At 69.5% G+C, this 23,480-nt stretch carries 21 protein-coding genes and 1 pseudogene; 16 read left to right on the forward strand and 6 right to left on the reverse strand.

The features are described 5' to 3' along the window. Positions 1-8: 8 nt before the first annotated feature. The 13 genes and pseudogenes from ASD38_RS09170 (at position 9) to ASD38_RS09225 (ending at position 13,922) form a co-directional block, all read left to right on the forward strand. Positions 9-941 carry a 2-dehydro-3-deoxygalactonokinase gene (locus tag ASD38_RS09170; protein ID WP_056459679.1) on the forward strand — a complete coding sequence of 311 codons (933 nt, stop codon included), beginning with the start codon at positions 9-11 and terminating at the stop codon, positions 939-941. After that, positions 934-1,554 (forward strand): 2-dehydro-3-deoxy-6-phosphogalactonate aldolase, encoded by a 621-nt coding sequence (locus ASD38_RS09175; RefSeq protein ID WP_442856975.1) that lies wholly within the window; start codon positions 934-936, stop codon positions 1,552-1,554. The genes ASD38_RS09170 and ASD38_RS09175 overlap by 8 nt, the downstream gene beginning before the upstream one ends. A 45-nt stretch (positions 1,555-1,599) precedes the next feature. Further along, entirely contained in the window at positions 1,600-3,168 is a 1,569-nt protein-coding gene (locus ASD38_RS09180; RefSeq protein ID WP_056459452.1) for a sodium/sugar symporter, read from the forward strand. Positions 3,169-3,354: 186 nt separating this feature from the next. After that, a complete protein-coding gene (locus tag ASD38_RS09185) occupies positions 3,355-4,083 on the forward strand; it encodes a FadR/GntR family transcriptional regulator (protein WP_056442477.1) in 729 nt (242 codons plus the stop codon). 95 nt (positions 4,084-4,178) lie between these two features. After that, positions 4,179-5,180, forward strand: a complete 1,002-nt coding sequence (locus tag ASD38_RS09190; RefSeq protein ID WP_082560712.1) for a glycoside hydrolase family 5 protein — start codon at positions 4,179-4,181, stop codon at positions 5,178-5,180. Between the two features lie 179 nt (positions 5,181-5,359). Further along, entirely contained in the window at positions 5,360-6,376 is a 1,017-nt protein-coding gene (mgrA, locus tag ASD38_RS09195; protein ID WP_056459685.1) for an L-glyceraldehyde 3-phosphate reductase, read from the forward strand. 42 nt (positions 6,377-6,418) lie between these two features. Beyond that, positions 6,419-6,619 (forward strand): annotated as a pseudogene (locus tag ASD38_RS24550) (helix-turn-helix domain-containing protein); the annotation flags it as partial. A 199-nt stretch (positions 6,620-6,818) separates the two neighbouring features. Beyond that, entirely contained in the window at positions 6,819-7,160 is a 342-nt protein-coding gene (locus ASD38_RS24555) for a hypothetical protein (protein WP_056442071.1), read from the forward strand. Between the two features lie 189 nt (positions 7,161-7,349). After that, positions 7,350-7,706, forward strand: coding sequence for a hypothetical protein (locus ASD38_RS09205; RefSeq protein ID WP_156390629.1), 357 nt, complete (start codon positions 7,350-7,352; stop codon positions 7,704-7,706). Positions 7,707-7,858: 152 nt separating this feature from the next. After that, positions 7,859-8,296 (forward strand): hypothetical protein, encoded by a 438-nt coding sequence (locus ASD38_RS09210; protein WP_056442078.1) that lies wholly within the window; start codon positions 7,859-7,861, stop codon positions 8,294-8,296. Between the two features lie 145 nt (positions 8,297-8,441). After that, a complete protein-coding gene (locus tag ASD38_RS09215; RefSeq protein WP_056442081.1) occupies positions 8,442-9,548 on the forward strand; it encodes an efflux RND transporter periplasmic adaptor subunit in 1,107 nt (368 codons plus the stop codon). A gap of 9 nt (positions 9,549-9,557) precedes the next feature. Next, positions 9,558-12,677, forward strand: a complete 3,120-nt coding sequence (locus ASD38_RS09220; RefSeq protein WP_056442084.1) for an efflux RND transporter permease subunit — start codon at positions 9,558-9,560, stop codon at positions 12,675-12,677. Between the two features lie 135 nt (positions 12,678-12,812). Beyond that, on the forward strand, positions 12,813-13,922 hold the full coding sequence (locus tag ASD38_RS09225) for a YeiH family protein (RefSeq protein ID WP_056442095.1): 1,110 nt from the start codon (positions 12,813-12,815) through the stop codon (positions 13,920-13,922). A gap of 7 nt (positions 13,923-13,929) precedes the next feature. Here the strand turns inward: ASD38_RS09225 and ASD38_RS09230 are convergent, their stop codons facing one another. Together ASD38_RS09230 and ASD38_RS09235 are read right to left on the reverse strand one after the other, a co-directional pair. Then, positions 13,930-14,601, reverse strand: a complete 672-nt coding sequence (locus ASD38_RS09230; protein WP_056442098.1) for an arylesterase — start codon at positions 14,599-14,601, stop codon at positions 13,930-13,932. Between the two features lie 84 nt (positions 14,602-14,685). Further along, positions 14,686-15,828 carry a D-alanyl-D-alanine carboxypeptidase family protein gene (locus ASD38_RS09235; protein WP_056442106.1) on the reverse strand — a complete coding sequence of 381 codons (1,143 nt, stop codon included), beginning with the start codon at positions 15,826-15,828 and terminating at the stop codon, positions 14,686-14,688. A 92-nt stretch (positions 15,829-15,920) separates the two neighbouring features. Here ASD38_RS09235 and ASD38_RS09240 point away from each other — a divergent pair, with 92 nt between their 5' ends. After that, positions 15,921-17,018 carry a L,D-transpeptidase family protein gene (locus tag ASD38_RS09240; protein WP_056459455.1) on the forward strand — a complete coding sequence of 366 codons (1,098 nt, stop codon included), beginning with the start codon at positions 15,921-15,923 and terminating at the stop codon, positions 17,016-17,018. A gap of 31 nt (positions 17,019-17,049) precedes the next feature. On the opposite strand, the gene ASD38_RS09245 is transcribed toward ASD38_RS09240, so the two are convergent. Further along, positions 17,050-19,047, reverse strand: coding sequence for a TonB-dependent receptor (locus ASD38_RS09245; RefSeq protein ID WP_056459687.1), 1,998 nt, complete (start codon positions 19,045-19,047; stop codon positions 17,050-17,052). Between the two features lie 165 nt (positions 19,048-19,212). On the opposite strand from ASD38_RS09245, the gene ASD38_RS09250 reads away from it, so the two are divergent. Beyond that, the gene (locus ASD38_RS09250) at positions 19,213-20,670 is read left to right on the forward strand and encodes a carotenoid oxygenase family protein (RefSeq protein ID WP_056459691.1); all 1,458 of its coding nucleotides are present in this window, start codon (positions 19,213-19,215) and stop codon (positions 20,668-20,670) included. 11 nt (positions 20,671-20,681) lie between these two features. Here ASD38_RS09250 and ASD38_RS09255 read toward each other — a convergent pair whose 3' ends face one another. The 3 genes from ASD38_RS09255 to didA all read right to left on the reverse strand — a co-directional run bounded on the left by ASD38_RS09255 (position 20,682) and on the right by didA (position 22,918). Then, on the reverse strand, positions 20,682-21,590 hold the full coding sequence (locus tag ASD38_RS09255; RefSeq protein ID WP_156390630.1) for a hypothetical protein: 909 nt from the start codon (positions 21,588-21,590) through the stop codon (positions 20,682-20,684). Between the two features lie 72 nt (positions 21,591-21,662). Then, entirely contained in the window at positions 21,663-22,676 is a 1,014-nt protein-coding gene (dgcA, locus tag ASD38_RS09260) for an N-acetyl-D-Glu racemase DgcA (protein WP_056459460.1), read from the reverse strand. A 32-nt stretch (positions 22,677-22,708) separates the two neighbouring features. Further along, positions 22,709-22,918: a DNA damage-induced SOS-independent cell division inhibitor A gene (gene didA, locus ASD38_RS09265; RefSeq protein WP_056442112.1), complete on the reverse strand. Its 210-nt coding sequence runs from the start codon at positions 22,916-22,918 to the stop codon at positions 22,709-22,711. Positions 22,919-23,043: 125 nt separating this feature from the next. Between didA and ASD38_RS09270 the strand changes: the two genes are divergently transcribed. Then, the gene (locus ASD38_RS09270; RefSeq protein ID WP_056459463.1) at positions 23,044-23,355 is read left to right on the forward strand and encodes a polyhydroxyalkanoic acid system family protein; all 312 of its coding nucleotides are present in this window, start codon (positions 23,044-23,046) and stop codon (positions 23,353-23,355) included. Positions 23,356-23,480: the final 125 nt, after the last annotated feature.

The following is a 23,480-nucleotide window of genomic DNA, read 5'->3' on the forward strand; positions in this document are numbered from 1 at the left end:
TGAATCCCATGGACAGCTCGGTCACGATCTTCGGCGACTGGGGCACCTCGCGCCTGCGGCTCTATCTGCGCCAGGGCAAGAGCGTGCTCGACCGCCGCGACGGGCCGGGCATCGGGGCGCTGACCCAGTCGCCGCGTGACACCTTCCTCGACCTGGTCGGCGACTGGCGCGAGGCCGGGCCGTCGCTGGCCCTGCTGTGCGGCATGGTCGGCTCGCGCAACGGCTGGCAAGAGGCGGCCTACGCTCCCTGCCCCGCCAACGCCGCCGACATCCGCGAACGCCTGCTGCACATCGACGCCGACGGCCTGCCGGTGGCCATCGTGCCGGGCCTGTCGTGCCGCAACGCCCTGGGCGGACCGGACGTGATGCGCGGCGAGGAGACCCAGATCCTGGGCGCTCTCGAGCTCGACCCCACGCTCAAGCGCGGCCGGCGCCTGCTGGCCCTGCCCGGCACCCACACCAAGTGGGTGGTGGTCGAGGGCGGGACGATCACCAGCTTCCTGACCGCCCCGGTCGGCGAGCTCTACGCCCTGCTGCGCGAGCACTCGATCCTGGCCAAGGCCGCCCCCGGAGACGGCCCCGAGTCGCCCGAGGGATTCGCCCGCGGCGTCGCCCGGATCGTCGAACAGGGGCCCGCGCGCCTGCCGCACCTGATTTTCGAGACCCGCAGCCGACAACTTCTGGACGGCCTGCCCAAGGACGAGGCCATGGGCTTCCTGTCCGGCCTGCTGATCGCCAGTGATACCGCAACCACCTCAAGCTGGTTTGGGGATCTGGGCCAGGTGTCGCTGATCGGCGCCCCGGCCTTGAGCGCCCTCTATGCCCAGGCCATCGCCGCCCATGGCGGGTCCAGCGTGGCCGTCGACGGCGATTCCGCCGTCCTGGCTGGATTGACAACGTTGTCGCCAGCTCAGAACAGTGGAGTTCATGTCCTTGCCTAAGCTTCAGACCCCGCCGATCGTCGCCATCCTCCGAGGCGTCACGCCCGAAGAAATCATCGACATCGCCGCGGCCCTGGTCGAGGCCGGAGTCCGGGCCATCGAAGTGCCGATGAACTCGCCCGACCCGCTGGTCAGCATCGGCAAGCTGTGCGCCGCGTTCGGCGACCAGGCCCTATGCGGGGCCGGCACGGTGCTGTCGCCGGAGGTCGTGGACCAGGTGGCCGGCGTCGGCGGCAAACTGATCGTCACCCCCAACACCGACGCCGCCGTCATCAGCCACGCCGTCGGCCTGGGCCTGACCGTGATGCCCGGCTTCGCCACGCCCAGCGAGGCTTTCGCCGCCGTCAAGGCCGGGGCCCGCGCGCTGAAGCTGTTCCCGGCCGGCACCTTCGGGCCGGGCCACATCAAGGCGATGCGCGACGTGCTGCCCAAGGACGTCAGCGTCTATGCCGTCGGCGGTGTCGGCGCGGCCAATCTGAAGCCTTGGATCGAGGCCGGCGTGTCCGGCATCGGCGTCGGCGGCGAGCTCTATCGCCCGGGCTACACGGCCGAAGAGGTCAGCCAGCGGGCCAAGACTCTGGTGGCGGCCTGGGTCGACCAGACCACCCAGTAACCAGTCCGCGTCGCAACAAGAATACGGCCCTAAGGGGGGACCCCAGTGAGAACCATCGATTTCGTCATCCTGGCGATCTACGCCGTCGCCATCTTCGGATTGGCCCAATGGGTTTCCCGCGACAAGGGCGGCCACAAGAAGGACTCCACCGACTACTTCCTGGCCGGCAAGGCCCTGCCCTGGTGGGCCATCGGCGCCTCGCTGATCGCCGCCAACATCTCGGCCGAACAGATCATCGGCATGAGCGGCTCGGGCTACGCCCTGGGCCTGGCCATCGCCTCCTACGAATGGATGGCGGCCCTGACCCTGCTGATCGTCGGCAAGTTCTTCCTGCCGATCTTCCTGAAGAACAACATCTCGACCATGCCGCAGTTCCTGGAGCAGCGGTACGGACCCAGCGTCCGCAACGTGATGGCGGTGTTCTGGCTGATCCTCTACGTCTTCGTGAACCTGACCTCGATCCTGTGGCTGGGCTCGATCGCCATCCACACCGTGACCGGCGTCGACCAGATGACCGCCCTGGTGATCATCGGCGTGTTCGCCCTGGCCTATCAGCTGTGGGGCGGTCTGAAGGCCGTGGCCCTGACCGACATCGTCCAGGTGGCCCTGCTGATCACGGGCGGCCTGATCATCGTCTACCTGTCGCTGGACAAGATCGGCGCGGGCGGCGGGGTCGTCGCGGGCTTCCAGCATCTGACGAGCCAGTTCCCCGAGAAGTTCGACATGATCCTCAGCAGGGACAATCCGCACTACAAGGACCTGCCGGGCCTGTCCGTGCTGTTCGGCGGCCTGTGGGTGATGAACGTCTCGTACTGGGGCTTCAACCAGTACATCATCCAGCGCGCCCTCGGCGCCAAGGACATCGCCGAGGCCCAGAAGGGCATCGCCCTGGCCGCCTATCTGAAGCTGCTGATGCCGGTGATCGTCGTGCTGCCGGGCATCGCCGCCCTGGTGCTGGTTCCCGGCCTGACCAAGCCCGACCAGGCCTATCCGGAGATGATGAAGCTGCTGCCGCCCGGCGTGCTGGGCCTGGTGTTCGCCGCCCTGGTGGCCGCGATCGTCGCGTCGCTGGCCGCCAAGATCAACTCGATCGCCACCATCTTCACCCTGGACGTCTACGCCAAGATCAAGACCGGCTCGAGCGAGCGCCACCTGGTCACCGTGGGCCGGATCACCGCCGTCGCCGCCGTGATCGTCGGCATCGTCATGGCCAAGCCGCTGCTGGGCAAGGCCGAGCAGGCCTTCCAGTTCATCCAGGACTTCACCGGCTTCTTCACCCCCGGGATCGTGGTGATCTTCATGCTGGGCCTGTTCTGGAAGCGCGCCACCACCGCCTCGGCCCTGGTGGCCGCGATCGGCGGCGCGGCCCTGTCGGGCGCCTTCTTCGTGGCCGACAAGATGGGCGTGTTCGTGATCCCGTTCATGAACCGCGTGGGTCTGGTGTTCCTTCTGACCCTGGTCGCCGCCGTCCTGGTGTCGCTGGTCGCGCCGCAGAAGAAAGCGGTCAACGTCGTGTCGCTGGAAGGCGTCAGCTACAAGACCACCACTGGGTTCAACATCGCCGGCCTGGGCGTGATCGTGATCCTGATCGTTCTTTACGCCACCTGGTGGTGATGAGGCGGGCGGCGTTTTCCTGGATGAGCGCCCAAGTCTGAACCGCAAGCCCCGTCACGACCGCCGTGACGGGGCTTTCATCTTCGACATGATTGTTCCGGGCGTGAACGAAGCACGCTACAAGGTCTGACCTTATTTTGAAGACGACCGTTTTCGAGAGCATTCAGGGGGAACGAGCACTTGGTGATCCGTACGCAGCCGGGCCTCAGTCTGACCTATGGACTCGTCGAGTCCTTGGGCCAGGCCATTGTCACGGGTGAATACGCCCAGGTCGGCTTCCCCACCGAAGGCGAGCTGTCCAAGCAGTTCGGCGCCAGCCGCACGGTGACGCGCGAGGCGGTCAAGATGCTGACGGCCAAGGGCCTGCTCAGCGCCCGCCCCCGCCACGGCACCGTGGTCGAACCCGAGAACGAATGGAACCTGCTGGATCCCGACGTCCTGCGCTGGATGCTGGAGCGCAAGTTCTCCTTACGCCTGCTGGCCGAGTTCACCGAGATGCGCCTTGGCATCGAACCCGCCGCCGCCGCCCTGGCCGCCCGCAACGCCGACGAGGTCGGGCTTGAAGGGATCCGCAAGGCGCTCAACCGCATGAAGGCCGCCGCCGGCGGCGAAGACGATCCGCTGTCGGCCGACATCGCCTTTCACGTGGCGATCCTCAACGCCACCAAGAACCCGTTCTATCGCGACTTGCACGAGCTGGTGAACACCGCCCTGCGGATCTCGATCCGCTTCACCAACCGCATCAAGGGCCGCACCGCCTCGATCCCCTCGCACGAGGATGTGGCCGACGCGATCTTCGCCCGCGACGCCGAGGCCGCGCAGAAGGCGATGCAGATCATCCTGGTCGACGTGCTGGATCTGATCCGCGCCGCCTCACCCGACACTGAATCCGCCAGCGCCCGCCGCGACGCCTGATCGGGCGTTGCAACGGCGCGCGTTCCGGGTAAGTTGACAGCGTTGTCACGCCTAAAGGCGGCAAGGCGGCTCGCAGAAGCCCTCGAGGAAACACCATGCGTCCAGCTTTCAAGATCCTGACCGCCTGCGCCCTGCTGTCGGCCCTGTCGGCGACGCCGCTCGCCGCCCGCGAGATCGCTCCAGGGGACCAGGTCAAGGCCATGACCCGCGGCGTCAACGTCCTCGGCTACGACCCGCTGTGGAGGGATCCGGCCAAGGCCCGCTTCCAGATGCGCCACTTCAAGACCATCAAGGACGGCGGCTTCGACGCGGTGCGGGTCAACCTGCACGCCTTCTCGCACATGGACGCCGACAACCAGCTGGATCCAGCCTGGCTGAAGACGCTGGATCAGGTCGTCGAGGCCGCGCTCGCCCAGAAGCTCACCGTCATCCTCGACGAACACAATTTCGGCGACTGCGGCAATGATCCCGCGACCTGCAAGCCCAAGCTGACCGCCTTCTGGAAACAGATCGGCGAACGTTACAAGGACGCGCCGGACGGCGTGGTGTTCGAGCTGCTGAACGAGCCGAACAAGGCCCTGACCGACGAACTTTGGAACGCCTGGGTCGCCGAGCTGCTGCCGGTGGTCCGCGCGACCAACCCGACCCGCAACGTCATCATCGGCCCGGCCTTCTGGAACAACATCGATCACCTGAAGCAGCTGGACCTGCCGGAAGGCGACCGCCACCTGATCGCCACCGTCCACTACTACCTGCCCATGGCGTTCACCCACCAGGGCGCGCCGTGGAATCCCGACACGCCCAAGCTGGGCGTGACCTGGGGCACGCAGGCCGAGCGCCAGCGGATGAAGGCCGACTTCGACGGCGTCCAGGCCTGGGCCAAGGCCCACGACCGGCCCATGCTGCTGGGCGAGTTCGGGGCCTACGACAAGGGCGACATGGCCTCGCGCGCCGCCTATACCGCCGCCGCCGCCCGCGAGGCCGAGGCCCGCGGCTGGGCCTGGGCCTACTGGCAGTTCGACAGCGACTTCATCGTCTACGACATCAACAAGGATGCGTGGGTCGAGCCGATCCACGAGGCGCTGGTTCCGAAGTAGGCCGCTCTTCTCTCGTCCGCCTCCCGGCCCTCGGGTCGGGCCAAGCGCGTCCATGGGACGTTCGTCCGGGATGACAAAGAGAGCGTTTCGCGCCATTCCATCCGCGCCCCGTGCTCTCCCCACACAGGAACCTCGCCGTGCAGAAGCCCTACGTCGCCGCCGACACCCGCTATGACGCCATGCCTTATCGCCGCACCGGCCGCAGCGGGCTGGACCTGCCGGCGATCTCGCTGGGGCTGTGGCAGAACTTCGGCGGCGCGGACGTGTTCGAGACCGGCCGCGCCATCCTGCGCCGGGCCTTCGACCTGGGCGTCACCCACTTCGACCTGGCCAACAACTACGGCCCGCCCTACGGCTCGGCCGAGGAGAACTTCGGCAAGGTCATGGCCGCCGATTTCGCCGCCCATCGCGACGAGCTCGTCATTTCCACCAAGGCGGGCTGGGACATGTGGCCGGGCCCGTACGGCGGGATCGGCGGCTCGCGCAAGTATCTGATCGCCAGCTGCGACCAGAGCCTCAAGCGCATGGGCCTGGACTATGTCGACATCTTCTATTCGCACCGCGTCGACCCGACCACGCCGCTGGAGGAGACCATGGGCGCCCTGGCCCACCTGCATCGGCAGGGCAAGGCGCTGTACGTGGGCATCTCGTCCTACTCGCCCGAGCTGACCCGCCAGGCCGCCGCCATCCTGAAGTCGGAAGGCGTGCCGCTGCTGATCCACCAGCCGTCCTATTCGATGCTGAACCGCTGGATCGAGGACAACCTGCTCGACACCCTGGAGGAGCTGGGCGTCGGCTGCATCGCGTTCTCGCCCCTGGCCCAGGGCATGCTGACCAACAAATACCTAGGCGGCGTGCCCCAGGACTCCCGCGCCGCCCGCGAGGGGTCGCTGGGCGGGCACATGCTCAGCGCCGACAACATCGCCCGCATCCAGGCCCTGGACGCCCTGGCCAAGGCCCGCGGCCAGAGCCTGGCCCAGATGGCCCTTGCCTGGGTGCTGCGCGATCCGCGCGTCACCTCGGCCCTGATCGGCGCGCGGACCGTGGCCCAGCTCGAGGATTCGCTGGCGGCGCTGAACACCCTGGGCTTCACGGACGAGGAATTGAGGCAGATCGACCGCCACGCGACCGAGGGCGCGATCGACCTGTGGAAGATCTCCTCCAACCTGGCCGCCTCGGATTTGCCCAAGAGCTGACCGCATCTTGCGGTGGAGCGCCTTCGGAATACAATCAGCCGAATGGACCCGGGGGCCGACGGCTTGGACCAGACAGTGAGCGGCATCGACCGATTGACGCCGCGTGAGCGCGATTGCCTGCGTCTCGTGGACGAGCACCTGAGCTCGAAGGAGATCGCGCGCCGTCTCGGCCTGTCCAAGCACACCGTCGATTGGCACCTGGACAAGGCGCGGCGGCGGCTGGGCGTCGCCGATCGCTACGAGGCCGCCCGCCTGGTCTCGCCCCGCAACCAGACCCCCCCTCCGATCGCGCCCCCTCCGATCGCGTCAGGGTCCGACGCGGCGGGACTAGCCCCTCAGCCTTCCCCTGCTCATCCTTCCTCCAGGTCTTTTGACCCCGTCGAGGTCTCGCGGTTCGCCGACCAACAGGTCGAGGGCCGCGATATCGAGGAAGGAACAGCCGGTGCCGCCACTTACGGACTCTCAGAAGGACGCGATCGATCAGGCCATCAGCCTGCGCCGCGACGCCTTGAACTTTCAGAAGACCTGGCCGACCCTCAACTCGCAGGACGACCTGGCCCCAGCCTTCACCTGGACGGAGCTGGAACGTCAGCTCGCCAGCCTGGCGGCGACCGCCCAGAGCGCCATGATGGCTTCGGACCTGGTCAACGCGACGCGCAAGCAAGCGAACTTCAAGCCGCCGGAAATGGTGCTGCGCGAGATCCTCTGCGTGGCGGGCGCCTTGATGGACGAGAGCTTCCTGCCGCCCGGCCGTTCGGAAGTTGGGGAGGCCCCAATGACCTGACCGTCGGCCAACGGCTGGCTCTGATCGCCGCCATGATGCTCGCGACCGCCTTCGCGTTCGGATCCTTGCTCGCCGGCCTGCACGCCCTTCGGGGCCTCTTCTAGGCCCGTCGCCGCCCGAGCGCTCTCCACAGCTTCACCCCCATCACGCGTCGCGCCTCCACGGATGGGCGGCGCGAGGAGAACCGTCATGCTCAAGGAACGCCGCAGCGCCGCCGAGGCCGTGGCCGAAGCCCTGTTCGCCGCCGAGAAGGCCATCGACGCGGCCATCGCCAGCACCGCCGCCCTGACCACCCTGATGCCGGCCTCGCGAGAAGCCGCGAACCTGTCGGTGATGGTCGGTCAGGACGCCCTGATCAGCGCGATCGAGACGATGCGCGCCCTGGGCGTGGCCCGGCAGAACATCCTCGAAACCCATCAGGGCCTAAGCAAGGCCCAGCACGACATCGGCCTCTCGGCCGTTTCCTTCGGCGGCGGCGGCAAGAAGCCGCCCCCCAGCCTGATCGGCAGCCTGCGGGCCGTGCCGACCACGCGCGAAGTCGCCTGAACCCTCCCCTCCTCAGGCCTCGCGCCGCGGGCCCGATCATGCGCCCCCACATGTGATCGGGCCCGCGACTTGCCGTATCGGCTTGCGCCAGGGATGGGTTTACGCTGAAGGGTCGGCGCGCCGCCGGCGGCCCTGCCCCAGAAACCTCGCAGATGTACGTCCAGACTCTCGACCAGCTGTTCAGCCTCGCCGTGCTCGTGACCTGTTGCGGCCTCGCCGTCTGGCGCGGGCGCTGGGTCGAGCGGATCGCCGCGGCGGCGATGGCCGCGGCCTGGTTCGCCAGCCCCCTGGTGCAGGACGACCAGCAGACGCTCGGCGCCCAGAGCGGCGTGCTGGTGGTCGATGTCCTGCTGCTGCTGGTCCTGCTCTACCTGGCCCTCACGACGGATCGCTGGTGGACCATGGCCGCGGCGTCGTTTCAGGGCGTCAGCGCCCTGGTTCACCTGGCGGCGGCGATCGACAAGCAGATCATCCCCCGCGCCTACTACGTGGCCGGCAGCCTGCTGAGCTACCTGGTGATGGGCGCCCTTTTGATCGGCGCCTGGAACGCCGGACGACGGGAGAGGCCCGGTCCGGACAGGTTCACCTGACCTCGTTGCGCCTCCTTACGATCATTTAATCCGGTGAACGGCGTTTCTCGGCTAGAAGGCGTTGGCTGTTCAAATAATCGGAGCTGAGGTGGTCGTGCATCAACGGATCAATAAACGCGGCCTGCGTTCGACTGCGTTGCCCGTGATGCTCTGCATCAGCGCTTTGGGCCTGTCCGCCTGCGACCACGGCGGCGACAAGGCCAAGGCCAAGACGTCCAAGCCGTCGCAGGCCGCCAGCCAGACCGTCGGCGTGTCGGTGGTGTCCGTCCAGTCGCTGCCGCGGGTCATCAACGCCTCGGGCACCGTCACGCCCTGGGAAGAGGTGCCCGTCGGCGCCGAGACCGGCGGCCTGACGGCCGTGTCGGTCAACGCCGAGGAAGGCCAGACCGTCCGCCAGGGCCAGGTCCTGGTGGCCATGAACGACACCATGCTCCGCGCCCAGCTGCACCAGCAGGAGGCCGCGGTGGCCAGCGCCAGGGCCACCCTGGCCGAGGCCCAGGCCGCCCTGGGCCGCTCGCGCGAGCTGCAGGCCAAGGGCTATCTGTCGACCGCCTCGCTCGACACCGCCACCGCCCGCCAGCAGACCGCCGCGGCCCAGCTGGAAGCCGCCGACGCCTCGCGCAACGAGACCCTCGCCCGCCTGGGCCAGGCCGTCGTCCGCGCGCCGGTCTCCGGCCTGATCAGCCGCCGCAGCGTCACCAAGGGCCAGATCATCTCGCCCGGCGTGGAACTGTTCCGCATCGTCCGCGACGGCCGCCTGGAACTGGACGCCGAGATCCCCGAAGCCGACCTGCTGGCCCTGCGCGCCGGCATGCCGGCCACGGTCACCTCCGACCAGGTCGGCCAGACCACCGGGACGATCCGCATCGTCACCTCCGAGGTCAACACCCAGACCCGGGTCGGCCTGGCCCGCATCAGCCTGGCGCCCGGCAGCGGCTTCCGCTCGGGCATGTTCGCCCGCGCCCAGATCGCGGCCGGCGCCCAGCCCGCCCCGACCATCCCGACCGCGGCCATCCTCTATCGCCAGAACCAGCCGGGCGTGTTCGTGGTCGGCGCCAACAACCATGCCCAGTTCCGGCGCATCGACATCCTGGCCCGCAACGCCGACCGCACGGCCGCCAACGGGTTGAACCCCGGCGAGCGGGTCGTGGTCGAGGGCGCGGGCTTCCTGGGCGACGGCGACAGCGTCCGCGTCGCCGCCTCTTCCGGCAAGACCGCCCCGCCCGCCGTGGCCGTCGCGGCGAAACGCTAGGGGCTGGCGATGAACAACATCTCACGCTGGGCGATCAAGAACCCGATCCCCGTCATCCTGCTGTTCGTGCTGCTGACCATCGCCGGCATCTCCGGCTTCACCAGCATGCGGATCAACGACAATCCGGACGTCGACCTGCCCTTCGTGGTGGTCAGCGCCTCGCGCCCCGGCGCGGCCCCGACCGAGCTGGAGACCCAGGTCACCCGGCTGATCGAGGACTCGATCGCGGGGCTGGGCCAGGTGCGCCACATCAGCTCGACGGTCGGCGACGGCTATTCCTCGACCTTCATCGAGTTCGAGCTGGGCGTCGACCACGAGCGGGTGACCAACGACGTCCGCAACGCCATGGCCAATCTGCAAAGCTCCCTGCCCCAGGACATGCAGATCCCGAACGTCACCCGCATCGACATCTCGGGCGACGCCCTGATCACCTATGTGGTCCAGGCCCCGACCCTGACGCCGGAGCAACGCAGCTGGTTCGTCGACAACGACGTCGCCCGCGCCCTGCTGGCCATCAAGGGCGTCGGCCAGGTCAACCGCCAGGGCGGCGTCAGCCGCGAGATCCAGGTGGCTCTCGACCCCGACCGCCTGTCCGCCCGCGGCGTCACCGCCGCCCAGGTCAGCCAGGCCCTGCAGTCGGCCAACGCCGACCTGCCCGGCGGCCGCGTCACCGTCTCCGGCTCCGAACGCGCCATCCGCACCCTGGGCGCGGCCGGCTCGGTCGACCAACTGCGCGAGACCCGCGTCCAGCTGGGCAACGGCGAGACCGTGCGCCTGGGCGATCTGGGCGACGTCGAGGACCGTTGGGCCGAACCCCGCAACCGTGCGCGTTTCAACAACGAAGAGGTCGTGACCTTCAACATGGTCCGCTCGCGCGGGGCCAGCGAGGTCAAGATCGCCGAGAAGATCCGCAAGGAGGTCGAGAAGCTCGACAAGGCCCACCCCGAACTGAAGATCGTCGAGCTGACCTCGAACGTGAAGTATATCGAGCAGAGCTATTACGCCTCGCTCGAGGCCCTGGGCCTGGGCGCCCTGCTGGCGGTGCTGGTGGTGCTGCTGTTCCTGCGCGACTGGCGGGCGACCTTCCTGGCGGCCGTGGCGATCCCGCTGTCGCTGTTGCCGACCTTCGCGCTCATGGCGCCCCTGAACCAGTCGCTGAACGGCGTGACCTTGCTGGCGTTGTCGCTGACCGTCGGCATCCTGGTCGACGACGCCATCGTCGAGATCGAGAACATTGTCAGACACATGCGCGGGGGCAAATCGCCCTATGACGCGGCCATGGAGGCCGCCGACGAGATCGGCCTGGCCGTCGTGGCCACCACCTTCACCATCGTGGCGGTGTTCGCGCCCGTCGGGTTCATGCCCGGCATCGTCGGCCAGTTCTTCAAGGCCTTCGCCCTGGCGGCCTGCATCTCGGTGCTGTTCTCGCTGCTGGTCGCCCGCATGCTGACGCCGCTGATGGGCGCCTACATGCTCAAGGCCCACCACAAGCCCGACAGCGATCCGTTCTGGATGGCCCCCTATCTCAAGGCCCTGAACTGGGCGCTGAGCAACAAGCTCAAGGTGGCCGCTCTGGCCCTGCCGATCCTGATCGGCACCGGCTTCCTGTTCACCCGCCTGCCGTTCGAGTTCCAGCCGGCGGCCGACCGCGGCCGCGCGCCGTTCAGCGTCGAACTGCCGCCGGGCGCGACCCTCGACGAGACCGACGCCATCGTCATGCGGATGACCCGCGAACTGGAGGCCCGCCCCGAAGTGACCGGGGTCTACGCCTCGGTCGGCAGCGACGGCGTCAACCAGGCCCGTGTCACGGCCGACCTCGTGGCGAAAGGCCAGCGGATCAGCCAGCGCGACTTCAGCCGCCAGATGGTCGACCAGTTCAAGGCCATCCCCGGGGCCCGCATCGGCGCCGGCGGCAACAACGGCGGCGGTCCCAGCGACGGCTCCGCCTTCACCCTGCGCCTGATCGGCGACAACGGCCCGCAGCTCGAGGTCGCGGCGCGCGCCATCGAGGCCCAGATGCGCGGCGTCAAGGGCCTGGCCAACGTGGTCAACACCGCGGCCATCGCCCGTCCCGAGATCATCGTCACCCCCAAGCCCGACCAGGCCGCCCGGGCCGGCGTCTCGGCCGGGGCGATCTCGCAGGCGGTGCGCGTGGCCACGATCGGCGACATCGACCAGTCCCTGCCCAAGTACAACCTGGGTGACCGCCAGGTGCCGATCCGTCTGCGCCTGACCGACGACGCCCGCGAGAACATGTCGGTGCTGGAGACCCTCAAGGTGCCCTCCAGCCACGGCGGCTCGGTGCCGTTGAACGCGGTGGCCGACGTGCGCTTCGGCGCCGGTCCCTCGCAGATCTCGCGCCAGGACCGCTCGCGGGTGGCCGAGATCACCGCCGAGTTGGACGGCCTGGTCGTCGGCGACGCCTCCAAGGCCGTGCACGCCCTGCCGGCGGTCAAGAACCTGCCGCCCGGGGTGCGCGAAGCCCCGGCCGGCGACGCCGAGTTCATCGCCGAGATGCTGACCGGCTTCGCCGCCGCCCTCATCACCGGCATCCTGCTGATGTACGTCGTGCTGGTGCTGCTGTTCCGCAGCTTCGCCCACCCGGTGACCATCATGGCCGCCCTGCCCCTGGCCATCGGCGGCGCGTTCGGTCTGCTGGTCCTGGTCAAGAGCAGCTTCTCGATGTCGACCCTGATCGGCATCCTGATGCTGCTGGGCATCGCGGCCAAGAACTCGATCCTGTTGGTCGAGTACGCGATCATGGCCATGAAGGGCGGCATGACCCGCAGGGAGGCCTTGCTCGACGCCGCCCACAAGCGGGCCCGGCCGATCATCATGACCACGGTCGCCATGGCGGCGGGCATGGCCCCGGTGGCGTTCGGCTTCGGCGCCGACGTCGAGTTCCGGGCCCCGATGGCCATCGCGGTGATCGGCGGCCTGATCACCTCGACCTTCCTGTCCCTGCTCTACATCCCGGTGGTGTTCATCTTCATGGACATGCTGAAGAACTGGTCCAGCAAGATCATGGACCGGTTGTTCCAGCACCAGAAGCGCGCGCCCAGCCATGCCGTTCATGGCCATGGGCATCCGCCCGAGCCGATCGTCAGCGGCGGTGGCCGGGAGCTTTAACCCCGACCTCGACGGTGCGGAGCCAAGTCAAACCCCTCGCCCCAGCGGCGAGGGGTTTATTTTTGGCTTGTCCCCGTCTTCGGCATCGGGTCTCGATCGAAGGACCGGCGCGACTCGCCGGCCCAGGGCCCGCTCATGAATTCCGATCTCGACACCGACACCGCCGCCGCGCGGGCGCTCTTCCAGTCGCTCGAGGGCATGGAGGGGCTGTCGCGGCCGGAACCCGCCGTCGCGACAGCCGCCAAGCGCCGTTTCCCCGGCCAGGCGGCGCTGATCAAGCTCTATCCCGGCGTGCTGGTGGCGGTGACCATCGCCCTGGCCTCGCAGTGGCTGGCCCAGCACTACGGCGCGCCGGTCATGCTGTTCGCCCTGCTGTTCGGCATGACCTTCCACTTCCTGCACGAGGAAGGCCGCTGCGTCCCGGGCATCGAGTTCTCGTCCAAAGCGATCCTTCGCTTCGGCGTGGCGCTTCTGGGCGCGCGGATCACCGCCAGCCAGATCCTGGGCCTGGGCTTGACGCCAATCATCATGGTGATCGTCGGCATCGGCTCGACGATCGGCCTGGGCGCGTTGCTGGCCAAGCGCATGGGCCTGCGATCCAGCTTCGGGGTGCTGTCGGGGGGCGCGGTCGGCATCTGCGGCGCCTCGGCCGCCCTGGCCATCGCCTCGGTCCTGCCGCGCGGCAAGGACGCCGAGCGCGACACCATCCTGGCCGTCGTCACCGTCACGGCCCTGTCGACCATCGCCATGATCACCTATCCGCTGCTGACCGCGGCCCTGCACCTGGACCACACCCGGGCGGGGATATTCCTGGGCGGCACGATCCACGACGTCGCCCAGGTGGTGGGTGCCGGCTACATGATCTCGCCCCACACCGGCGACGTGGCGACCTATGTCAAGCTGCTGCGGGTGACCATGCTGCTGCCGGTGGTGTTCACCATCGCCTTCGTCGTGGCGCGCATGGGCCCCGGAGCCGGCGGCGGCGCCAAGCCGACCGTGCCGCTGTTCCTGATCGGCTTCGCGGTGCTGGTGATCGTCAACAGCCTGGGCTGGCTGGCCAAGCCCGTCACCGACGCGGCCAACGAAGTGTCGCGCTGGTGCCTAGTCACGGCCATCGCGGGTCTCGGCATGAAGACCTCGTTCAAGGACCTGATGACCGCCGGCTGGCGGCCCGTGGCGTTGATGGTCTTCGAGACGGTCTGGATCGCAGGGGTGGTGCTGGTGGCGGTGACGTTCTTCACCTAGCCAAGGCCTACCTAGCCGCTGTTTGGGCCGGGATCGTCCGCAACGCCTGGGCCACCAACGGCGCCAGGCGCTCACCGATGACCCGCGCCCCCGCCGCGTTGGGGTGGATGCCGTCGCCCTGCATCAGCCGCCGCGACCCGCCGACCCCGGCCAGGATGTTGGGATAGAGCGGCGCGGCGAACTCGTGGGCCAGGGTCGGATAGACGGCGTTGAACTCGCGCGCATAGGCCGCGCCGAACAGGGTCGGCGCGCCGACCCCGACCAGCACCACGCCGATCCGCCGGTCACGCAGGCTCTGCAGGATGGCGCGCAGATTGGCCTTGGTCACCCGCGGCTCGATCCCCTGCAGCAGGTCGTTGCCGCCCAGGGCGACGACGCACAGCGTGGTGTCCCGCGCGACGCTGTAATTGACCCGCGCCAACCCGCCGCCGCTGGTGTCGCCCGGCACGCCGGCCGCCCGCACCTGAGCGCCCACACCCATCCGGGTCAGGGCCGCCTGCAACTGGGCCGGCATGGCGGCTCGGGCCGGAACGCCAAGTCCCGCGGTGATGGAATCGCCCAGCACGGTGACGACCGGCGGCCTGGCCGGCGGACGCGGCCCGGCCGCCGCCTGGGTGGCGAGGAGCAAGCCGGCGAGAATCCGGCGACGGTCTGGAAAGCGCGGTGCGGCGAAGCTCATGACTTCCTATGTGGGCTGGCCCTCATCCAGACAATGTCCACGAAATCAGGAAGTTTCATGGCCGAGGCCTCCGCGTCGCCCGGGTCATGATCCCGCGGGGCGACGCGGCGCGGCTTTCGACGGCGGGCGGGCCTTTGGCGGCGGCGGCGCGGCGACCGGCGGCGACGAGGTTGGAGGCGGCGTCAGCAGCGGATCGCCAGGATTGCCCGAACCGGCCTGCGGCAGGCTGTTGATCGGCACGCCCGGCAGCATCGGCTCGCCCGTCCACTCCCAGTGCCAGGGCTCGAACACGTAGTTGACGAAGCCGAACCGGCCGGCGTTGACGACCATCCAGCGATAGACGCCCGAGCGGGCCATCGCCAGACGGTTGGGATCGGCGCTGGAGTCCGGCCCGAAGCCCGGGGCGGCGGCGATGAACAGGTCCACGGCCAGGCCCGTGCGGTGGGCCGAGCAGATGGTGCGCGACACGCCCTGGCAGTTGTTGTCGCTCGCGCAGCGGGCGGCGTCGGCGAGGGGGTCGCGGAAGCCGGAAAACAGGGTCAGGGTCCGTGGGTCGCGCACCACGCCCGCCGCCTTGGCCTCGGCGACCATCCGGCGATAGGCGTCCAAAGCGCCGGGGCGCAGCTGGATGGTCTTGCCGCCGTAGCTCTCCTCGGGCTTGGCGGCGGCCAGCATGGCGGCCGACGGCGCGCCGGGACAGATCCCCTCGCCGTTGACCTTCACGAACGGCCGCGAGCGATGCCAGCGCACCAGCATCACCTTGAAGGTCTCCGGATCGAAGGTCCCCGTCGACTTCAGGCCATGGCCGCCCTGCCAGCGCGCCAGGGCGGCGGCGAAGCGGTTCGAACCCGGGGCGCAGGCCGTCTGGATCTCGTGGGCGACGTGCGGGGCGTAGATCTCCCAGCCGATCTCGTCGCGGCCGAACGGCGCCCAGGTCAGGGTGGTCAGCGAGGCGGCGTTGACCGGCGCGGCGCTGGTCGAGGCCCCGCCGGCTTGGCAATCCTCGGGCGTCGCACCGGCCGTCGGCGCGAAGGTCGGGCTCGACGGCGGGTCGTTGGACGGCAGGTAGGTCGGCGGCTCGTAGGCCAGCGGCTCGCGCGGGGCCGAGACCGAGGGCGGCGGCACGGCCGGCGAGGGCCGGCTGGGCCACAGCACCCAGGCGAAGAACACCGCGATGAGCACGGCCAACCCGCCCACAACCCAGATCAGCCGACGCAGAATCTTCAACCGGTGGCTCCTTGGTCCAGAGGACCGCCGTGGAACTTCGCCATGGCTGAAGGCTTGAGAGGGGCAACGCGTTCCCGCCTCGGAGTTGTTACATGCCCTCGACCCTGCGTCCCGCCGCCCTGTTGCTTGGCTGTCTCGTGGCGACGACCGCCTGTTCCGATCCCGCGCCGAAGCCGCAACAGCCGCCGGCCGCGTCGCAGCCCGCCGCTCCGTCGCCGCAGACCCCGCCGCTGGTTCCCGCCGCGCCCGCGCCAGCTCCGGCCGCGCCTTCGCCGCTGGCCCTGTCGGTCAACGCCGCCGCCTTCGATCCCGCCGCCGTGACGCCCGAGGCCAAGCAGGCCTATCTGGTCCGCGCCCAGGTGCTGCTGGACCGCGCCCACTTCTCGCCCGGCGTGATCGACGGCCAGGAGGGCGGCAACCTGACCCTGGCGCTCAGCGCCTTCCAGGAGGCTCACCGCCTGACCGTCGACGGCAAGCTCAGCCCCGCCGTCTGGGACGCCCTGGCCGCCGACGCCGCGCCGGTCCTGACCGACTATGTCATCACGGCCGAGGACGTGGCCGGTCCGTTCACGCCCGACATCCCCAAGGACGACTACGAGGCGATGGCCAAGCTGCCGGCGCTCGGCTACGGCACGCCGCTCGAGGGCCTGGCCGAGAAGTTCCACATGGACGAGCCGCTGCTTCAGGCTCTCAATCCCGGCGTCGACTTCTCCAGGGCCGGGACCACGATCATCGTCGCGGCCCTGGGCGCCGACGGCCTGCCCGGCAAGGTGGCGCGGATCCTGATCGACAATTCCAAGGGCACGCTGCGCGCCTTCGGCGATGACGACACCCTGCTGGCGGTCTACCCGGCCACGGTCGGCAGCACCGAGCGCCCCGCGCCCACCGGCGAGTGGGAGGTCAATACGATGGCCCCGCGTCCGACCTACACCTACGACCCCTCGCGCCTGACGTTCGGCAAGCCCAAGGGCAAGCTGACCATCCAGCCGGGTCCGAACAATCCGGTGGGCTCCACCTGGATCGACCTGACCAAGGACACCTACGGCATCCACGGCACGCCCGATCCCAAACTGGTCAACAAGCGCGCCTCGCACGGCTGCGTGCGGCTGACCAACTGGGACGCGGCGGAGCTGGGGGCGGCGGTGCGGAAGGGCGCGAAGGTGGTGTTCGAGGGCCGGGCGGCGCGGTAGCGAAGACCTTCTCCCCTCCGGGAGACGGTTTCTAAATCGCCAGCCGCAGCCCCACCCGCACCACGCGCGGCGCCGCGTAGCCCGCCACGCCGTCGGCCGTCCGTGAGGTCTGGATATTGGCGTCCAGCAGGTTGTCCCCCGCCACATAGGCGGTCACCAGAGGCCGCACCCGCCAGTTCAGCCGGGCGTCCAGGCGGTAGGCCGGGTCGAGCACGCGGCTGTTGAGGTCGTCCTCGAACCGCTTGCCCTCCCAGGTCAGGTCGGTCGCCAGGGTCAGTCTGTCGGTCAGCTCGGCCGACAGACCCGCCGTGGCGCTCCAGATCGGGGCCTGGGCAGGCCGCTTGCCGGTCAGTTGCGGGGCGGTCGAACCGCCGTCCACGCGCGCGTCGGTGACCGACAGGGCCGAGCTCAGGGTCACGGCCCCGACCTTGCGGTCGGCCCGCCCCTCCAGGCCGACCGCGTCGATGGTTCCGGCGTTCTGGCGCTGGCGCAGCACCCCGCCCGCCGGGATGAAGCCGCCGATCGGGAAGGTCGCGGGCCCGGCGCCCAGGGTGACGTTGACGATCGGATCCTCGATCCGGTTCCAGAACGCCGTGGCCTCGATCAGCCCCTTGGCGCCCTTGCGCGAAACACCCGCCTCCAGCCCTTCCAAGCGCTCGGGCTCGAGGGCGGCGTTGGCCTCGGTGACGTCGTTGCCGACTCGGAACGGGCGATAGAGCTCGTTGAGGCTGGCGGGGCGGAAGCCGGTGTAGCCGGCCAGGCGGACCACCGCGTCTCCCGCGATCTCGCGGGTCACGCCCAGGCGGCCGCTGACCACCTCGCCGTCGCGGTCGGCCGGACGCCGGTCCACCAGCACGGCCCCGGTCAGGGCGTTGCGCTCCACACGGAAGCCGTCGGTGGTTTCCCAATGGTCCAGCCGCAGGCCGCCGGCCACCAGCCACGGGCCGGTCGTCCACGAGCCGTCGGCATAGGCCCCGACCACCGAGGTCTTGCCGCCCGCCACCCGGTCGCGGGTGTAGGTCCCGCCCGAATAGCCGTAGCGCTCGCGCTCCTCGCCGTCGTTCAGGCGGGCGTCGGCGCCCAGCTCCCACTCCACGCCGCCGATCTTCTGGCGCAGGGCGCCGTTCAGGCCCCAGCCGGTAGCGGGCGTCTTGTCCTGACTGTTGGCCGGGGTGGTGAACGAGCGGTCGGCGGCCACGGCGACCGAGCTGTTGAACAGGTCGCTGGTCCGCCGCCAGGCCTGCAGCCGCCAGCCCAGGGCCTGACCCCGCGGAGCCCGCACCAGGGTGGCGCTGAGCACGTTGCCCGAGGCGTTGGCGCGCGCCCCGACCAGGCCCGCCCCGCGATCCTCCTCGAAGAACCCGCCGCGCAGCGACAGCAGGCCCAGGCCCGTGGCCATGTCGATCCGGCCGGAGATGCTCTTGGCCTCGAGATCCGTCCTGGTGTCGGCCGCGCCCCGAGCGTCGCCGCGCACCGGCACGTAGCCGTCGGACTTGTCGTAGAGGGCCGCGCCGAAGACTTCGAACCGCCCCAGGGTCGAGACCGCCGCCGCCGAGGCGCGCCGGCTGCCCAGCTCGCCGACCGAAACGTCGCCGGCGATGCCCGCGTCGCGCTCCTTCAAGCCGATCACCCCGGTCAAGGCGCCGGCGCCGTAAGGGCCCGCCCCCGCCCCACGCACGATGTCGACGCCGCTCAGGGACTCCGGGGCCAGCTGCGACCAGATCACCCAGCCGCCGAACGGGTCGTTCAGCGGCACGCCGTCCAGAGTGACCAGGGTGCGCCCCGCGCCCGACGGGGCGATGGCCCGCAGGCTGATGCCCTGGGTGGTCGGATTGGCCGACAGGCTGGAGGTGCGGCGAAACAGCGAGACGCCGGGCGTCCGGCTGATCGCCTCGTCGACCCGCTGGGTCGTGGCCAGGTCGCGCTCGCTGAGATGGACCGCCGAGAAGGCCGCCTCGGCGGCGGCGGGCGGCAGACGGGCGGCGGTGACGATCACCTGTTCGACGGGGGGCGGCGAGTCGAAGGGCATGGGAACCTCGCGGAGGCAGCGCTTGGCGATCACCTAGACCGGTTCTGGCGGCGGAAGAACGGCGCTCATGCGGTCCGGTTCGATTTTCCGTCATTTGTGCAATGAGACTGGCGTTCTAGGGTTAGGAACGATTTTAGGGCCGGGAGGACCGTCATGAAGATCGCCATGCAGATTAGGCGCCTGCCGCCGGTCCGCGCGTCGCTGCGGCCGACCAACCACCCCTACCTGACCGGGGCCTGGACGCCGCTGCACGAGGAGGTCGACGCGGCCGATCTGGAGGTGCTGGAGGGCGCGATCCCGACCGACCTGGACGGCGTCTATCTGCGCAACACCGAAAACCCCGTGCACCAGCCTCTGGGCCGCTATCACCCGTTCGACGGCGACGGCATGGTCCATCAGATCGAATTCCAGAACGGCCAGGCCAGCTATCGCAACCGCTTCATCCGCACGCGCGGGTTCGAGGCCGAGCAGGAAGCCGGCGAGAGCCTGTGGGGCGGTCTCGCGGATGGTCCGGGCACGTCCAAGCGACCGGGCTTCGGCGCCCATGGCGGCCTGAAGGACACCGCCAGCACCGACATCGTCGTCCATCGCGGCGAGGCGATCGCCACCTTCTACCAGTGCGGCGAGGCCTATCGCCTGGATCCCCTGACCCTGGAGAACCTGGGCGTCGCGTCGTGGGCGCCGCTGGACGGCGTATCGGCCCACGCCAAGGTCGACGAGGCGACGGGCGAGCTGCTGTTCTTCAACTACTCAAAGCACGCGCCCTACATGCACTACGGCGTGGTCGACGCGAACGGCCGGCGCACGGTCTATCAGCCGATCGACCTGCCCGGCCCGCGCCTGCCGCACGACATGGCGTTCACCGCGAACTATTCGATCCTCAACGACCTGCCGGTGTTCTGGGACGCGGGCCTGCTGGAGCGCGGCATCCACGCCGTGCGCCTGCACAAGGGCGTGCCCTCGCGGTTCGGGATCTTGCCGCGTCACGGCGGCGCGGTGCGCTGGTTCGAGGCCGCCCCGACCTACGTCCTGCACGGGCTGAACGCCTATGAGGACGGCGACGAGATCGTTCTGGACGGCTACTTCCAGGAAAACCCGACACCGCGCCCGCTGGAGGACGCGCCCGAGGGCCACGGCCACCTGATGGCCTATCTGGACGAGCACAGCTTCCGCCCCAAGCTGCATCGCTGGCGGTTCAACCTGGCGACCGGCGAGACGACCGAGCATCACCTGGACGAGCGGATCCTGGAGTTCGGCATGTTCAACCAGGCCTACGCCGGGCGGCCCTACCGCTACGCCTATTCGACCACCGCCAAGCCGGGCTGGTTCCTGTTCAACGGCTTCGTCAAGCACGACCTGGAGACGGGCCAGAGCTGGAGCCTGCCCCTGGAGCCCGGCCGCTACGCCAGCGAGGCCCCGTTCGCGCCGCGCGTCGGGGCGACCAGCGAGGACGACGGCTACCTGGTCAGCTTCATCATCGACGAGAACCGGGGCGCGTCGGAGTGCCTGGTGGTCGACGCCAAGACCATGACCCCGACGTGCCGCATCGCCCTGCCCCATAAGATCAGCAGCGGGACCCACGCGGTGTGGGCGGCGCGCGAGCGCTTGAACCCTCTCCCATAAGGACAAGGATTCTAGCAGCTTGCCGGATCGTCCCGCTTCAGCACGCAGATCATCTTGTTGCCGCGCGGCGCGCCGTAGACCGCGACCAGCCGCTTCTCCAGATAGGTCCACTTGTTGCGGGTGTCCTGGGCGGCGACGCTCATGGCGCGCGTGTAGGCCGGCATCCCGCGCGCCGTGCCGGTGGTGTCCTTGTTGAGCACCGCGTGCTTGATCCGCCCGGGGCAATGGGCGAATTCGGGAAAGCCCTCGTAGCAGCCGCTGATCAGTCCCGACGGAAACACCCCGCCGCCGCCCGGCGCCAGCCAGAGCGCGGGGGCGGTATGGTTCAGCCCCTGGGGATCATCGATCGAGGGCGCGGCGCGCGGCGCGTCGGTCCAGTTGCTGTGCGAATAGAAGTCCTGGGCGGCATGGAAGACCAGGCCCATGTCCTCGAAGACGTTGCACTTGGCCCGCCCCTTGGCGCCGTTGAAGATGCAGCCGCCCCAGATGCTGGTGCTGTCCAGCTCGAGGTTGGGCTTCACCAGGCCAGCGGCGTCGGTCACCGCGGCGTTGATGTGGGTGATCACGTAGGTGCGGCACGCGGTCAGGGTGGTCACGGCGCCGGATTGGCTCTGCGGATATCCGGGAGCGTCGAAGAAGTCGCCGCCGTCGCAGTGGGCGGCCTTGAGGTTCGACAGGCCCCGGTCCGGATTGTCGGGCGTCCCGACCGCGCCCCACGTGCCGTTGGCCCCGGCCAGCTGTCCCAGCGACTGCGGGCCGAACCCGAACGAGGCCAGGCCGCTGCGGGTGATGCGCTCATGCTCGGCGTTCTGGCCCAAGGCGCGGATGGTGCCGAAGGCCTGGGCCCTGGGAACCAGCGCCTGGGGCGCGAGCAGGATGGAGACAGCCGCGACCGCCAAAATCATCGAACGCTTACGCATGACGACACCTCCTTGATTTTTCAATCAGAGGTTACGGCAGCGGGCATGAAAGTACAGCTGGAGTTCAGCCCGTCAGAGCCACAAGCCCGTCGCCGTCAGGCCGTCGCCCCAGAACCCCTCGGCCGGCCGCGTCATCCGCCCGTCGGCCACCCGACAGCCGCCGGGATGGTCCTGCGCCAGCCACCACGGCCCGTCCAGGTCCGCGAAGGCGCACGACCCCGCCAGGTGCAGGGCGGGCGCTATGGCCAGGGACGAGGCGACCATGCAGCCGACCATCAGCGTGAAGCCATGGTTGCGGGCCTCCTCCAGCATCAGCAGGGCCTCGGTCAGGCCGCCGGCCTTGTCGAGTTTGAGATTCACGGCGCGGTAGCGGCCGCGCAGGGCGGCCAGGTCTTCGGCGGTGTGCACCGACTCGTCGGCGCAGATCGGATACGGCGGATCGTAGCCTTCCAGCGCCTGGTCGTGGCCGGCCGGCAGGGGCTGCTCGACCAGGGCGATGTCGAGGTCCGACAGCACGGGCTTGAGGCCGTCGAGCATGGCGAAGTCCCAGCCCTCGTTAGGATCGACGATCAGCCGGGCGTTCGGCGCGGCCCTGGCCACGGCCAACAGCCGGGCGGCGGGATCCTCGGCCGACAGCTTGACCTTGATCAGCGGCGCGCCGGCCACGGCGCGGGCCGCCGCACCCATGGCCTCGACGCTGTCCAGGCTGACGGTGACGGCGGTGACCAGGGTGTCGGGCACGGGCAAGGCGGTCAGGGCCTCGACGCTGAGCCCCTCGCGCTTGGCCCGCAGGTCCCACAGGGCGCAGTCCAGGGCGTTGCGGGCCGCGCCGGGCGTCAGCCGCGCCAGGGCGTCGTGCGGCCGCGCGCCTTCGCGCAGGGCCTGGGCGGCGGGCTGGAGCTGGGCGATCACGCTGTCGACCGTCTCGTCGTAGCGGGCGTAGGGCACGCTCTCGCCTCTCCCGATCAGCTCGCCCTCGACGATCTCGACCACCACCACCTCGGCGGCGGTCTTGACTCCGCGCGAGATGCGGAACGGGGCCTTCAGGCGGTGGCTGGCATGGGCGATCGAGACGGTGCGCTGCATGTCCCTGCCATCCCACCGTCTGGCGGATTTGGCTAGGGGCGACGGCGGATCGGGGAGTCGGCGCGACGCTCGCGGAGCACCTGCATGGCCAGCCGGGGATCCCACACGAACAGCGCGCCCCAGACCATCAGGACGCCGGCGTAGTTCAGCGCCCCGAGCAGGCCGCCGGGCCGACCGGGACGGGTGAACCGGACCGAGCGGGGCTGGGGCTGGAACAGGCTGGGCATGGCGATGTCGGTCATGGCGTCCTCCTTGGATGCCGAACCTTCGCCGCTCTATACGTCAGTTCCGGACGTATGATATGACCGCGTCGCCCCCATATGTCGCCGACGGGCGTTTAGACCCCGACAGCAGGAGCGCCGCGCGCATGAGCAAGCCGATCACCATCACCCTTCCCCACCAGCTGGGCCTCGCCGAAGCGCGCCGCCGGATCGACGAAGGGTTCGGCCAACTGCTGAGCCAAACCGGCGGCATGGTGAAGGACGTCCAGAAGAGCTGGACCGGCGACGCCCTGACCTTCTCGGCCCAGGCCATGGGCCAGCCGATCTCCGGCGTGCTGACGGTGTTCGAGGATTCGGTGCGGATGGACGTCGTCCTGCCCGGCCTGCTGGGCGTGATCGCCGGCAAGATCACCGGCCAGGTCAAGAAGCAGGGTCAGCTGTTGTTGGAGAAGAAGTAGGGGTTCCAGTCCTTCATGCTTCTCCAATCCCCCTTTTCAACCGTCATTCCGGGCCTTGTGCCCGGAACCCCTTTCTCCGCCGCAGGTGCGGAGGTGTGGCGCGCCAGCGCGCCATTTTGCTTCAC

Origin of the sequence: Caulobacter sp. Root487D2Y (genome assembly GCF_001427165.1) — a bacterium.
Lineage (GTDB): Bacteria > Pseudomonadota > Alphaproteobacteria > Caulobacterales > Caulobacteraceae > Caulobacter.